Consider the following 14,555-nt stretch of genomic DNA (forward strand, 5'->3'; position numbering starts at 1 on the left):
CATGCGCATTTCCGCCCTGCTGGCCGTTACCGCCGCCCTTCTGGCCACTGCCCTGCCTGCCCAGGCAGAGAAGGTCCGGATCGGTGTGACCCCCGGCCCCCATGCCCAGATCATGGAGGTGGTGAAGAAGGAGGCGAAGGCCCAGGGTCTGGACCTGGAAGTGCTGGAATTCAGCGACTATGTCGTGCCCAACGCCGCCCTGGACAGCGGCGACCTGGACGCCAACAGCTTCCAGCATCAGCCTTATCTGGACAATCAGATCACCGACCGGGGCTTCAAGCTGGTCAGTGTGGGCCAAAGCGTGACCTTCCCGCTGGGCATCTTTGCGGCCAAGGCAAAGTCCCTGGACGCCCTGCCCAAGGGGGCCAAGGTCGCCATCCCCAACGACCCCACCAATGGTGGCCGCGCCCTGCTGCTACTCAGCCATGAGGGCCTGATCGGCGTCGATCCCAAGGCGGGGCTGAAGGCCACGGTGCTGGACATCACCCAGAATCCGAAGAACCTGAAGATCGTGGAACTGGATGCGGCCCAGCTGCCGCGCAGCCTGGGCGATGTCGATGCCGCCGCCATCAATGGCAATTACGCACTTGAGGCCGGCCTGGACCCCGTCAAGGACGCCATCGCGCGCGAACCCGCCAACGGCCCCTATGCCAATGTCATCGTCGTGCGCGCCGCCGACAAGGATAAGCCCTGGGTGAAGAAGCTGGTGGCCGTCTATAATTCCGCGCCTGTGAAATCCTTCATCGAAACCACCTTCAAAGGCGCCGTGGTCCCCGCCTGGTAAAACCCGGCAGCCACAAAAAAGGCGGGCACGAGGCCCGCCTTTTTTTATGTCCATTCAGCGGGCTGGCGCTTACGCCAACCCCGCCGCGTGCTTCTTGCGCAGTTCGTAGATGACCAGGCCAATGGCCAGCCAGATACCCAGGCGCAGATAGGCATGTTCGCCCAGCACCGAGATCAGGTAGCCGCAGACCAGGATCGACACGATCGGGATCAGCGGGACCAGAGGGACCCGGAAGGGACGCGGTGCATCGGGCCGGGTACGGCGCAGGACGATGACGCTGACCGACACCATCATGAAGGCCAGCAAGGTGCCTGACGACACCAGTTCCGCCAGGAAATCGATGGGGAACAGGGCCGCCAGCGCCGCCGCGATGCCGCCCGTAATGATCGTGCTGACATGCGGGGTGCGGTAGGTGGGGTGTACCTTGGCAAACAGCGACGGCAGGATGCGATGCTGCGCCATGGCAAAGAACACGCGCGGCTGCGCCACCAGCAGCACCAGGATGACGGAGGTCAGACCCGCGATGGCGCCCAGCGACACCAGCGGCAGAATCCAGGACACGCCCTCACCCATATTCGCCACGGCCAGCGCCACCGGCGATGGCACCGACAGCTGCGTATAAGGCACGGTGCCGGTCAGGACCAGCGACATGGCGATATACAGGACGGTACAAACAGCCAGCGAGCCCAGGATGCCGATGGGCACATCCCGCTGCGGCTTGCGCGCTTCCAGCGCCGTGGTCGCGACGGCATCGAAACCGATATAGGCGATGAAGACCACACCCGCCGCCTTCATGACGCCGCTGATGCCATACTGGCCGAAGGTGCCGGTATTTTCGGGGATGAACGGGGTCCACAGCGCCGGGTTCACATGGAAGGCACCAACCGCGATCACCACCAGGATGACGGTGACCTTGATCAGCACCACAACCATATTGGCCGCCGACGACCGCTTGACGCCGATCACGGCGCACAGCGTGGCAAGCCCGATGATCAGGGCCGCCGGCAGGTTGATGATGGCGCCCGTGGCCTCCAGATGGCCATTGGCCAGCTTGAACGGCGCGCTGGTGAAGGCCTTGGGCAAGGACAGGCCGACACTGTCGCAGAGCGCCGAGAGATAGCCCGACCAGCCGACGGCCACAAAACTGGCCGCCACCAGATATTCCATGATCAGGTTCCACCCAACCAGCCAGCCGATGCGCGGACCCAGCGCATCGCGCGTGTAGCTGTAGGCACCGCCCGATTCCTTCGATGTCGCCGCCAGTTCCGAATAGCACAGGCCCGCGCAGGCGCAGGCAAAGGCCGCCAGAAGGAAGGAAAGCGACACGGCCGGGCCCGCATAGTCCGCTGCGGCCGAACCCGTGATCACGAAAATGCCGGCGCCGATGATGCAACCGACCCCCAGAAGCACCAGCTGCACCGGGCCTAAGGCCGGTAGCAAGCCGCTGCGATGATCCCCGCTGTCTTTCATTATGACCCCTGAGGTCTGTCGTTTATGCACGCTTTCTATGTCGTAGACGCATCGGGGGCAAGAACATATAGTTTCATTTGAAACGATTATCGCTCCGACACTTTCCGCAACCGGTGTCGTTGCAATTGACACCGGTTTCCACTAGGGTCTGCTGCCAGACAAGGGCTGCGTCAGACGGCTTGGCTATATCCTGCAAGACCCAGGGGAAAACGATGGGAAGTGAAACGACCGAGAATAGCGGCGTCAAGGTCGGCATGGTCCGCTGGATCGTGGTGGCTTTGCTGTTCACCGCCATGGTCATCAACTATGTCGACCGTGGCATGCTCGGGTTCCTGAAATCCGATCTTTCCAAGGAATTTGGCTGGTCGGAAACCGACTATGCCGACATCGTGCTGTGTTTCCAGGCAGCCTATGCCGTGTCCTACGTGGCCTTTGGCCGGGTAATGGACAAGATCGGGGTGCGCTGGGGTTATGCCCTGGCCTTTACCATCTGGACGCTTGGCCATATGTGCCATTCGGCGGCCCGCTCGTTGGTCGGGTTCATGATCGCCCGCGCGATCCTGGGCGTGGGCGAAGGCGGTGCCTTTCCTGGCAGCATCAAGGCTGTGGCCGAATGGTTCCCGCGCAAGGAACGCGCCTATGCCACAGGCCTGTTCAATGCAGGCAGCAATATCGGCGCGATTGTCACGCCCCTGGTCGTGCCCTTTCTGGCGCTGACCTATGGCTGGCAGATGGCCTTCATCATCACCGGTGTGGCCAGCCTGCTGTGGCTGCCGCTCTGGATCATCGTCTATCGCCGCCCGCGCGAGAGCAAGATGCTCAGCCCGGTCGAACTGGCGCATATTGAAAGCGATCCGCCCGACACGACGGAAAAGATCGGCTGGCTGCGTCTGCTGCGGGTCAAGGAGACCTGGGCCTATGCCATGGGCAAGTTCCTGATCGATCCGATCTGGTGGATGTTCCTGTTCTGGCTGCCCGATTTCCTGGGCAAGCGGCATGGGCTGGACCTGAAGAGCTTTGGCCCGCCGCTGGTCGTGATCTATCTGCTGTCGGACGTTGGTTCGGTGGCCGGCGGCTGGCTGTCCTCCAAGCTGATCCATCGCGGCGCCACCGTGAACCGGGCGCGCAAGCTGACCATGCTGATCTGCGCGCTCTGCGCCACGCCAGTGGCTTTTGCCGCCTTTGCTGATCAGCTGTGGGTCGCGGTCCTGATCATCGGTCTGGCCACGGCGGCGCATCAGGGCTTCTCCGCCAACCTCTACACTCTGCCGTCCGACGTGTTCCCACGTTCGGCGGTGGGGTCGGTGGTCGGTATCGGCGGCATGCTGGGTGCCATTGGCGGCATGGTCATGGCCAAATATGCGGGCTATGTGCTGGACAAGCTGGGTACCTACACGCCGATCTTCGTGGTCGCCGCCACGGCCTATCTGCTGGCGCTCCTGGTCGTACACCTGCTGTCCCCGCGCATGGAACCGGCACAGATTAAGGATTGATCTTTCATCTTTCCGTGTCGCGTGAATGGCCGGCACCTCTAATGGGTGCCGGCCTTTTTCATTCGGTCTATTTCACCATGTTCGGCAGGGCCAGCGACAAAGCCGGCACATAGGTGACCAGGATCAGCGCCACCAACAAGGCGATGTAGAACGGGAAGATGGTCTTCACCGCCTGTTCAATGCGGATCTTGCCGACCGCCGCGCCGACAAAAAGTACCGACCCCACCGGCGGTGTGACCAGCCCGATCCCCAGGTTCAGCATCATGATGATCCCGAAATGCACGGGATCGACCCCCACCTGCATGGCCACTGGCAGCAGGATGGGCGTGGTAATGACGATCAGGGGCGACATGTCCATGAAGGTGCCCAGTAGCAGCAGCGCGACATTGATGATCAGCAGCACCAGGATCGGGTTATCGGTCAGCGCCGTGATCAGACCAGCCAGCTGCGCCGGTGCCTCCATGATGGCCAGCGCATAACCAAACGCCGTGGCCGCCCCGATGATCATCAGGACCATAGCCGTGACACGCACCGACTGCGTCACCGTCTCCAGGAACTTGGACAGGCCCAGGCTGCGATAGACCAGGGCACCGACAAGCATCGTGTAGACCACCGCGATGGCGGAAGACTCGGTGGGGGTGAAGATGCCCGACAGGATGCCGCCCATGATGATGACCGCCGTCATGATCCCCGGCATTGCATAGAGCAGTGCCTTGAACAGGGCGGACCAGCCCGGAAATGTCCCCGTCGGGTAATTCCGCCGCCGCGCCACCATCCAGGCCGTCAGCCCCAGCAACGCCGCCGACAGCAGACCGGGAACGACACCGGCCAGGAACAGGTCGCTGATCGACACGCCGATGCCGCTGGCCGCGGAATAGATGATCATATTGTGCGAGGGCGGGATCAGCAGACCGACAATGGCCGCCGTGACGGTGACATTCACGGCATAATCACCGTCATAACCCCGTTCCCGCATCAACGGGATCAGGGTGGAACCCATGGCACTTGCGCTGGCGATGGCCGACCCCGACACGGCCCCGAACAGGGTGGAGGCGCCGACATTGACCAGACCCAGCCCGCCGCGCGCCGGTGCGAACACCGCGCCCGCCACCTGCACCAGCCGTTCGGCGATGCCCGACCGGTACATCAGATCGCCGGCAAAGATGAAGAACGGAATGGCCATCAGGGAAAAGACACTGATCCCCGATGCCATGCGCTGAAACACCACCACCAGCGGGATATCCAGCGCCATGAAACAGGCGATGGACGCCCCCAGAAGCGCGAAGGCCACCGGCACGCCCAGCATCAGAAGGACGACCAGGGCAATGCCCAAAACTGCGATTTCCATCACACCACATCCTTTTCCGCCGCCGCCGGCCCCGCCAATGTCTTCAGAATGCGTTCCAGCGTGAACAGCACGATCAGCCCGCCCGCCAGCGGGATGCCCAGATAGGCAAAGCCGCGCGACAGGCCCAGGGACGGGATGACATGCCCCCAGGTGCGGATGACCAGATCACCGCCCCAGAACAGCATGGCCGCCCCGATGCCACCCACCACCAGCTCGGCCAGCACCTGCATGGCTTTGCGTATGCCGGGCGACACGGCATCCTCTACCGCTGTGATGCGGATATGAAACCCTTCCCGCACGCCCACGGCTGCTGCCAGGGTGACGAACCAGATCATCAGGGTCAGGGCCGCCTGTTCGGACCAGGACGGGCTGGAATTCAGGATGAAACGGCCAAAGACCTGCCAGGACACGATGGCCGTCATCGCGACCAGCCCCAGCCCCGCCAGCCCGATCAGCAGGTTGGATGCCAGGCGGGTAAGATTTGCCAGATGGTTCATGGTGCGCCCTCCCCTGTGCCGGCCCCGTCATCCATCGCCTCGATCGCGGCGACCAGACGCTTCTGTTCGGGCGTCGTGACGAACCGGTCCCAGACCGGTCGCATCAGGGTGGAAAAGGCGGCGATATCGGCCACATCATTGACCTTCACGCCACCGGCCAGCAGCTTTTCGGTGGCCTCCGTGACGCGGGCGTCCCACAGCGTGCGCATGAAGGGCACCGACTGCCGCGCCGTCTCTTGCACCAGTTCCCGGTCGGCGGCTGACAGCTTCTCCCACCGTGCCATGGACATGACCAGGATCTCTGGTGCCATGACATGCCGGGTCAGGCTGTAGAAAGGGGCGGCTTCGAAATGCCGGCCCGTGAAGTAAGAGGGCTGGTTATTCTCCGCCCCGTCGATCACGCCCTGCACCAGGGCCTGATAGACCTCGCCTGCATCCATGGGCGTGGCGTCGGCCCCCAGCGCCTTGATCATGGCCACGAACAGGTCGGAATTCTGCACCCGGATCTTCAGACCTTTCAGGTCGTCCGGGGCCTGAATGGGCCGCTTGGTATTGTAAAAGCTGCGTTCGCCGCTGTCATAGAAACAGAGACCCACCATGCCATGGGGGCGCAGGCTGTCCAGCACGGCCTGCCCCACCGCCCCATCCAACGCGGCCCGCATATGGGCCGTGGACCGGAACAGGAAGGGCAATGACGGGATCACCGTCATCGGCTCAATGGCGGTCAGGGGGGCCAGATTGACCCGGTTCATGTCCAGACCGCCAAAGGTGGTGATCTCAAGCGTGTCCCGCTCAGCCCCCAATTGCCCACCGGCATAGACATGGATGCCAAGGCGTCCGTCTGTCCGTTCCGACAAAAGCCGCCCCATCTCATTGACGGCCTGCACTGTGGGATAATCAGACGGGTGCGTATCGCTGGATGTCAGCATACGCCCGCCCCGACGCTCACAGCCTGATAACAGGCCAAGTGCGCCCATGCCGCCCGCCCAGCCAAGGACGGCGCGGCGCGTCATAAAATCTGTCATGTCATGCACCCGATCCAGATGACGGGGCACGAAGTGCTGCCATCCCCGCCACCAATTTTTGTTTATTGACGAAGGTAACCGGTATCATAACGCGATCAGAAAGTCGCCCTGCACCAGGGCCGCCGGACAGGTCCGACAGGCCCCGAGGACAGGAAAGCTCCCGGACCTCGCTACAGATATGTATGACAACCCCGATTACGAGGGGTGATGTGCCGGATCGGCGGGATTTTTTGCCGGGCGCGGCTTTCCCGCCCTATCGCCGCATCGCCTCGGCAAGCGCCATCATCAGCGCGCCGACGCCCTTGGGGTCGTTGGGGACCACCGGCTCTGACAGGTAATACGCGTAGCTGCCGTCACGGTAGGGATCATTGCCCAGGCCCGCGACACCGCAGATGCCGCCCAGTTCGGTTTCGGTCAGGAAGTCGCGGATGATGGTGCGCAACGCCGCCTCCCCCGCCCGCCCGTGATCGGGCGGCAGCAGGCCCAGGCGGCATCCCGCCATCAGGGAATAGGCGATCATGAGGCTGGCTGAGATTTCCTCATAATTGCCCTCGTCCCCGCCCCGGTCCAGCACCTGCCACCAAAGGCCCCGCGCGCTGCGCACCGCCATCAGGGCGATGGCCGCATCTTGGAACATGGCGATCAGGGCGGCCCGGCCTGGCCCATCGAACGGGGCGGCCAGTTCGATGCAATCGATCATGGCCATCATGAACCAGCCCATGGCCCGGCCCCAGAAACAGGCCGACAGGCCCGTCTCAGGATCGGCCCAGCGCTCCTGCCGGCTTTCGTCCCAGCCATGGTAGTAAAGCCCGGTGCGAGGGTCGCGCATATGGTCACGAACCTGGATGAACTGGTGGACCACATCCTCCCAGGCATCGCGGTCACCGGTCGCCACCGCCTGTGCGGTCACCAGCGGCTGCGCCATGTACAGCCCGTCCAGCCAGACCTGCCAGGGATAGATCTGCTTGTGCCAGTAATTGCCGGACTTGGTACGCGGATGGGTGCGCAGCTGATCAATCTGCGTTTCAATCGCGCGGCGGAACCGTTCCTCGCCCGTGCGGTCATAAAGCGGGAAGAAGACCTTCGCGGGCTTCACATTGTCGATATTATATTCGGCGGGATCAAAGCCCGCGATCACGCCTTCCTCGTCGACCCGTGCGCCCACCTTGTCATGGACGAAGTCGGAAAATTCCGACCGGCCCGTGGCGTCGGCCAGGTCCAGGCAGCCCTTGAAGATACAGCCATCCTCATAATTCCAGGTCGGCTTGAAGAAATCCCAGCCCCCCAGGTAATGGCGCAGGAAGGGCAGGACCTGCGGTCCGAAACGGCGGAAATCATGCATGATGGGGCAGGCACCGCAGGCGGGAGGGCGTTGAATGATCGTTCAGCTTAATCGAACCGGAAACCGGTGTCATCATTCCCGTTGCTACCTTATCACCCGTTTCAGGATGCCGTTGATCTCCCGCTCCATGGCGTGCCCGGCCTCTTCCGGAGTCAGCATGCCATAGCCCAGTTTCTCCAATATGTCGTTGAAGCCGTCGCGCACGCGGGCATGCTCATAATAGCCCGACAGGACGATGCCGCGCGGCAGGCTTTCGATCTGCCGCTGCCCTTCCAGAGCCAGACCCGTCAATTGCCCGTCATCCTCCAGCGTACGGCGGGCCGCCGCACTGGCCGGCACCCCGCGCCGCGCCCCCAGGATGCGCACGCCTTCCGGATCGTTCAGCAGGAATTGCAGCAGCAGGGCCGCCTCGCGCGGGTGCTGCGTGTGCCGGTTGATGGCATACATCATGGCGGGTTTATAAAGCAGGCCCGGATCGGCGGCCCCTTCCAGCATGGGATAGGGGGCCAGGACCATCTTCTGGCCCGGCTCCAGCGTCTCTACATATTTGCCGACCGAACTGGTCCATTGATAGATGCCGGCATAGCGGCCCGTGATCCAGGGCCGCGTCTCCTGTAACTGCACATGCCCGAAGCTGGCCCGTTCGCGGGCCGTGGGCACCACATGCTGATCCACCAGACGCTGATAGAGTTTTGCCGCCGCTACCAGCAGGTCGCGGTCTGCGGTCAGGCGCCTTGCCTCCTCATCAATGAAGGGCAACTGGGTTTTCTGGCTTATCCAGCTATAGAGCAGGGCCACCGTATCCTGAAAATTCATGTCCAGTGGGTAATAGTCAGGACCCAGCCGGTCACGGAACAAGGGCCCTGCGGCCAGCAGCGCCTCCCAACTGTCGGGGATGGGCAGGCCCGCCTTGGTGAAGGTGGTCTTGTTGAACCAGAACAGCCGCGCTGTCATGTTGGGCGGCAGGCCGTTCAGCCGCCCGCGCACCGACGACATGGTGATGGCATCCTGGTCAAACTGGCTGAGGTCGATGATATCGGCCACCTGGGCCAGGTCCAGGAACCCTTCCCCATCGCGAGAGAACAGCTTCAGCCAGTTCCAGTTGACCATCATCACGTCGGGGGCGGTGCCGCCGGCGATCTGGGTGGTCAGCCGTTCCAGGTGACCGACCCAGCCCGTATATTCCGCCGTTACCTTGATGCCGGGATAGCGGGCCTCGAACGCCTCCAGGGCGCGCAGCTGGGCGCGGTGGACATCATTGCCGCCCCACCAGGACATGCGCAGATGCACCCCTTCCTGCGCCCGCACCGCCGGCACCGCCAGCATGGCCGCCGCCAGGAATTGCCGCCGCCCGATGGCCAACCCGCTCCCTCCCCACCCGCTTATCCTTAGTCCCCATTAGGTAACCGATTTCCTCTGCCTTGTCAGTCGATCAGACCGTGCCATAGGCCTTGGCCACGATGGCCGCCACCTCGGCATGGACGATATTGCGGACGGCCTTGTCCGCCGTGGGATTGGCGTAATAGCTGGTCAGCAGCAGCGGCCCACCGGCGGGCGGCCACAGGATGGCGATGTCATTGTTGAAGGCGTCATAGGTGCCGGTCTTGTCCCCGATGCGCCATCCCGCCGGCAGACCGGCACGCAGCCGTTCCTTGCCAGTACGGTTATCGATCATCCAGTCGGTCAGGCGCTGACGCGACGCCGGGGTCAGCACCTCACCCAGCAGCAGCGACCGCATCAGACCCAACATGGAAACCGGTGTGGTCGTGTCCCGCACATCGTCCGGCCCCACGACATTCATCGCCGGCTCGATCCGATCCACCCGCGTCACGCCATCCCCCGCCGCGCGCAGAAAGGCCGTCAGCGCAGTCGGCCCGCCGCTTTCGCGCATCAGGACATTGGCACCCGTATTGTCGGATTGGATCATGATGGCCTGGCACAGGTCGTTGATGCTCATCCCCTTGTCCACATGCGGTTCGGTCAGGGGCGACCACGTCACCAGTTCATGCTTGCCGAACGTCACCATCCGGTCCAGCCGCTCCTGCCCCGCATCGACACGCGACAGAATGTAGCCGGCCAGCAAGAACTTGAACGTGCTGCACATGGCAAACCGTTCATCACCGCGCCAGTTCATGGCGGCTCCCGTCTTGGTGTCCAGCAGGGCCACGCCCAGCCGCCCACCCCGCGCCCGCTCCAGCGCAGCCATAGCTTCCCTCATGCCATCCATGGGGGCGGCACCGGCTGGCATCGGCGCCAGCCCTTTTAGCGAGGCGGCAGCCAATGCGCCAAAGAATACCGTATTTCCAATAAGTTGGCGTCGCGTCAGCATCTCTGTCTCCCTTGTTGTGCGGACAAGGTAGCGGTGCTGTCAGACTCCGACAAACTGTGATAAATCGGATGAAGCATTAGAAAAACTAGGCCATGCATGACCCGCCCGCACCTGCCCCTGAACGCGTTGCGCGCCTTTGAGGCGTCGGCCCGGCACCTATCCTTCACCAAGGCCGCCATTGAGCTGTGCGTGACGCAGGCCGCTGTCAGCCATCAGGTGAAAGGGCTGGAAGCCCGGCTGGGCGCCACCCTGTTCCGCCGCCTGCCGCGCGGTCTGGTCCTGACGGATGAGGGCATGGCCCTGCTGCCCGGCGTACGCGACAGTTTTGATCAGATTGCCCGCCTGCTGCACCGGTTTGATGGTGGACCCGTCACGGAATTGCTGTCGGTGGGCGTGGTCGGCACCTTTGCGGCGGGCTGGCTGCTTCCGCGCATCGATGGGTTCCTGGCCGACCATCCCTTCATTGATCTGCGCCTGTCCACCAACAATAACCGCGTCGATATCCAAGCCGAGGGGCTGGACGCTGCCATCCGTTTCGGTGACGGCGCCTGGCACGGGATGGAAGCTCAGGCCCTGTTCACGGCGCCGATGTCGCCCCTCTGCATCCCCGCCATCGCGGCCCGCCTGCAAGGTCCCGCCGATTTGGCGGGGGAACGGCTGCTGCGGTCATACCGGTCGGATGAATGGCCCAACTGGTTTGCCGCCGCCGACGCCACCTGCCCGCCGCTACGCGGCCCCGTTTTCGACAGTTCCTGGATCATGGTGGAGGCGGCGATGCAGGGCCATGGTGTGGCCATCGCGCCGGTGATGATGTTTGCGAAGGAGATCGCGGCGGGCCGTCTGATCCAGCCCTTCACCCCCACCATCACCACGGGCCGCTACTGGCTGACTTGGCCCAAATCCCGCCTGCCCGGCCCCGCACTGAGGGCGTTCTCGGCCTGGTTGGCGGAGGTGGTTTGATCACACCTCCGCCCAGCGGCGCAGCAGATTGTGATAGGTGTTGGTCAGCGACAGGATGCCCGGATGGTCGGGCATATCCTTGTTCAGCGCCAGGATGGCCATGTCCATGTCGAACAGGGTCCGGCGCTCGCCATCATCGCGCACCATGCTTTGCAGCCAGAAGAAGGAGGCGACACGCGCCCCCGCCGTCACAGGCCGCACATGGTGCAGACTGGAACTGGGATACAGCACCATATGCCCCGCCGGCAGTTTGACGGCGTGATGACCATACAGGTCCTCTACCACCAGCTCCCCGCCCTCATATTCATCCGGGTCGCTGAAAAATAGGGTGCAGGACAGGTCGGTGCGGATGCGCGGACCGCCGAACGGGACCTGTCGGATGGCATTATCGACATGGGGGCCGAAATGCTGTCCCCCGGCATAGCGATTGAACAAGGGCGGGAACACTCGCGCCGGCAGGGCCGCCGACATGAACAGCAGGCTCTTTGACAAGGCATCCAGGATCACCTGCCCCAGCTGCTGCGCCACCGGGTGGCCTTCCGGTAGCTGGCTGTTCTCCTTGACCTTGCCAGACTGGAACCCCGCCGTGATCTTGCCATCGACCCAGTCAGCGGCATCCAGGGCCGCGCGGCACTGCCGCACCTGCTCCGGGGTCAAAACGTCGGGAATGCTGATCATCATGATAAAGGGTCCTGCCTGAATACCGTGAGACGCAGCCTATAGCATCCGCAAATGCGATCCACTCTGATTTGCATCAAAGCAACCATGAAAAAGGCGGCGGCCACTTCACGTGACCGCCGCCACAGCCTCCAATCCCACGGGACGGGTGGATCAGAAGCTGTAATTCACCGTCAGCATGGCGTTGCGCGCCTCGCCCGGCGTAGCCCAGCCGCTGGCCGCAACATTGCGGATACGGGTGTAATAGGTCTTGTCGAACAGGTTGTTGACGTTCAGGCGCAGTTCGACCTGATCATTGACGAAGTAGCTGGCCGAGGCGCGGTGAACCCAATAGCCCGGCGCCGTGCGCATGATGGCGTTGGCATTGTTGGGATACATCTTACCAGTGAAGGTCGCGCCATAACCCAGTTGTACGCCGACCGGCAGATCATAGGTGGTCCACAGGCTGAAGGCATTCTTGGGCGTGGCCGTCAGCGGTGCGCCGGCGCGGCCATTAGTCCCGACCAGAGCGGTCGCACAAGCCGCAACGGTCGGATTGGCCAGACAGAAATCGGAAACGCCCTGCAAAACCTTGGTGTCGAGATAGCTGTAATTGGCAAAGACGTTCCAGCCCTCCATCACCGTGCCTGCGACACCCAGCGCCACGCCGTTCACACGCGACTTGCCGTCCAACTGCTGGTCCGGGATGCCCGGATCGTTGGAGGCCACGCGGTAATTGGTGCGTTCGTTGCGGAACAAAGCAGCGGTCAGACCCAGGCGCCCATCCAGCACATCCCACTTCGTGCCGATCTCGTAATTCTTGGCCGTTTCTGGATCGACATTGCAGGTGGTGCTGGTGCCCGTGGCGGTACAGGCGCCGGTCACCGTGCTTTGCGACGGGGTCTTGGAGTTACCCATGGCGACATAGACGCTGCCGTTGGACGCCGGCTTGTACACGGCCCCAACACGCCAGGAGAACAGATTGTCCTCGTTACGGGCGGCGGGGGCTGCTGTGGTCGTCACGCCCGTGGCGGCATAGGCGAAGCTGGTGGTCTGGGCGCTGCCCTTGTTATGCTCCCAGCGGACGCCGCCATTCAGCTCGAACTGCTCGCCCAACTGCACACGGTCGAACAGATAGACGGCCTGATTCTCCACCTCATTGTCGGCGTCGGCAGTGACGGTGAAATTCACCGGGCCGCTCCAGACATTCTCCGGGTTGGCTATGGTGATGGGCGTGAAGCTGGCTGTGGGCACGGTGCCATTGGCATTGCGCAGGCGGTTGCCCGACTTCTGGTCAAAGCTCTCCGATGAGATCGAGGCGCCCAGCACCAGATCATGGGTGATGCCGCCCGTCACGACCGTCGCCTTCAGGTCGGTCTGGTTATACAGCATGGTGGTGCTGGCATCGCGGGTGATGCCGCGGTTAGTGTTCGGCGTGAACAGGCCGGGCGTGGTACAGGCCGCACCCGTATAGGCGTTGATGCCGCTGGACAGACACCAGGTGCCCTGCAGGTAAGAGGTGGTGACGAATGCATCTACCTTCTGCCAGCGGGACAGGTTGCTGACCGACAGACTGTCGTTGAAACGGTGATCGATCTTCACCGTGGCGGTATTGACCGTGCTTTCCTGCGTATCAATGTTGCGATAGCCATAATAGGCTTCACCGTCCGCGCCCGGCAGAATGCCATTGGAATTGGCATTGAGGGCGTAGGGTACGCCATATTGCGGGATATTGTTATCTTCCTGGTGGAAATAGCTGAAAGACACCTGGGTATCGCTGCGCAGCCCCAGCGTCAGTGACGGTGCAAAGCCCCAGCGCTTGAACTCTTCCACATCGCGGCCCGGCACGTCGTTGCGGTGCCACATGCCATTGATGCGCAGTGCCGTGTTGTCGTCCAGCATCTGATTCGCATCAACGGTGGCGCGGTAATAATTGTCGGTGCCGATACCAGCGCTGGCCTGGGTGAAGCTGTCATCCTTGGCCGTCTTGGAGACCAGATTGATGGAGCCGCCCACAGCGCCGGAGCCAGAATAGACGGAATTGGCCCCGTTCGTGACTTCGACTTGTTCCAGGTTGAAACTGTCGGAACGGACATAGGCGCCGCTGTCGCGTACGCCATCGACGGTGATGTCACTGTTGGCGCTGTAGCCACGAAGCGTGATGCTGTCGGCACCGCCAGCACCGCCCTCACCCGCACCGAAGGTGATACCCGGAACGTTGGTCAGCACATCGCGCAGGCTTAACAGGTTCTGTTCCTTGATCACCGTGCTGGGGATAACGGTGATGGTCTGCGGCGTCTCACGCAGCGGGGCGGTATATTTCGGGGACGCGACCACTTCCGGCTTGTTGGCGGGTGCCGCCGCCTGGCCTTCCACCCCCAGGGTCGGCAGCACGACGGTCGTCTTCTCGCCTTCCTTGGCAGCGGGCGCCGTCGCCTGCTGGGCCAGCGCCGGGGCGGCAGAGGCCGCCACACCAACGGACAGGGCCGCCATCAGGGCCATACGGCCGCGCGCCACCTGGGAATTCATCTTCTCGTCCATCTCTTTCAAACCTTTCTGGTGCGCCCCACGAGGACGCAAATGCTTCTTATTCGCTTATGATGTCAGCAGTTTGCCCGACATCACCGATCCCGTCCGGCAGGGACTATAT

General features: G+C 63.0%; 12 protein-coding genes. 3 read left to right on the plus strand and 9 right to left on the minus strand.

What is annotated here, in order from left to right; genetic code table 11:
- The first annotated feature begins 1 nt into the window (after nt 1).
- Nucleotides 2–784 carry a MetQ/NlpA family ABC transporter substrate-binding protein gene (locus ACT6Q8_RS19475; protein ID WP_054167619.1) on the plus strand — a complete coding sequence of 261 codons (783 nt, stop codon included), beginning with the start codon at nt 2–4 and terminating at the stop codon, nt 782–784.
- 69 nt (nt 785–853) lie between these two features.
- Here ACT6Q8_RS19475 and ACT6Q8_RS19480 read toward each other — a convergent pair whose 3' ends face one another.
- Nucleotides 854–2,254, minus strand: a complete 1,401-nt coding sequence (locus ACT6Q8_RS19480; protein WP_054167618.1) for an amino acid permease — start codon at nt 2,252–2,254, stop codon at nt 854–856.
- A 212-nt stretch (nt 2,255–2,466) separates the two neighbouring features.
- On the opposite strand from ACT6Q8_RS19480, the gene ACT6Q8_RS19485 reads away from it, so the two are divergent.
- Nucleotides 2,467–3,747, plus strand: a complete 1,281-nt coding sequence (locus ACT6Q8_RS19485) for an MFS transporter (RefSeq protein WP_054167617.1) — start codon at nt 2,467–2,469, stop codon at nt 3,745–3,747.
- 67 nt (nt 3,748–3,814) lie between these two features.
- On the opposite strand, the gene ACT6Q8_RS19490 is transcribed toward ACT6Q8_RS19485, so the two are convergent.
- The 6 genes from ACT6Q8_RS19490 to bla all read right to left on the minus strand — a co-directional run bounded on the left by ACT6Q8_RS19490 (nt 3,815) and on the right by bla (nt 10,177).
- Nucleotides 3,815–5,095 (minus strand): TRAP transporter large permease, encoded by a 1,281-nt coding sequence (locus ACT6Q8_RS19490; protein ID WP_054167616.1) that lies wholly within the window; start codon nt 5,093–5,095, stop codon nt 3,815–3,817.
- Nucleotides 5,095–5,592 carry a TRAP transporter small permease gene (locus ACT6Q8_RS19495; protein WP_444733613.1) on the minus strand — a complete coding sequence of 166 codons (498 nt, stop codon included), beginning with the start codon at nt 5,590–5,592 and terminating at the stop codon, nt 5,095–5,097. The genes ACT6Q8_RS19490 and ACT6Q8_RS19495 overlap by 1 nt, the downstream gene beginning before the upstream one ends.
- Nucleotides 5,589–6,617, minus strand: a complete 1,029-nt coding sequence (locus ACT6Q8_RS19500) for a TRAP transporter substrate-binding protein (RefSeq protein WP_156344543.1) — start codon at nt 6,615–6,617, stop codon at nt 5,589–5,591. The genes ACT6Q8_RS19495 and ACT6Q8_RS19500 overlap by 4 nt, the downstream gene beginning before the upstream one ends.
- 253 nt (nt 6,618–6,870) lie before the next feature.
- The gene (locus tag ACT6Q8_RS19505; protein WP_054167614.1) at nt 6,871–7,959 is read right to left on the minus strand and encodes a glycoside hydrolase family 88/105 protein; all 1,089 of its coding nucleotides are present in this window, start codon (nt 7,957–7,959) and stop codon (nt 6,871–6,873) included.
- 84 nt (nt 7,960–8,043) lie between these two features.
- Entirely contained in the window at nt 8,044–9,321 is a 1,278-nt protein-coding gene (locus ACT6Q8_RS19510) for an ABC transporter substrate-binding protein (protein WP_054167613.1), read from the minus strand.
- Nucleotides 9,322–9,391: 70 nt separating this feature from the next.
- Complete coding sequence (gene bla, locus ACT6Q8_RS19515; RefSeq protein WP_444733612.1) at nt 9,392–10,177, minus strand: class A beta-lactamase; 786 nt, start codon at nt 10,175–10,177, stop codon at nt 9,392–9,394.
- Between the two features lie 207 nt (nt 10,178–10,384).
- Between bla and ACT6Q8_RS19520 the strand changes: the two genes are divergently transcribed.
- Nucleotides 10,385–11,248, plus strand: a complete 864-nt coding sequence (locus ACT6Q8_RS19520; RefSeq protein ID WP_054167611.1) for a LysR family transcriptional regulator — start codon at nt 10,385–10,387, stop codon at nt 11,246–11,248.
- On the opposite strand, the gene ACT6Q8_RS19525 is transcribed toward ACT6Q8_RS19520, so the two are convergent.
- A complete protein-coding gene (locus ACT6Q8_RS19525; protein ID WP_054167610.1) occupies nt 11,249–11,929 on the minus strand; it encodes a Fe2+-dependent dioxygenase in 681 nt (226 codons plus the stop codon).
- Nucleotides 11,930–12,079: 150 nt separating this feature from the next.
- Nucleotides 12,080–14,446: a TonB-dependent receptor gene (locus ACT6Q8_RS19530; protein WP_444733611.1), complete on the minus strand. Its 2,367-nt coding sequence runs from the start codon at nt 14,444–14,446 to the stop codon at nt 12,080–12,082.
- Nucleotides 14,447–14,555: the final 109 nt, after the last annotated feature.

The organism is Niveispirillum sp. (genome assembly GCF_052437035.1).
Taxonomy (GTDB): Bacteria; Pseudomonadota; Alphaproteobacteria; order Azospirillales; family Azospirillaceae; genus Niveispirillum.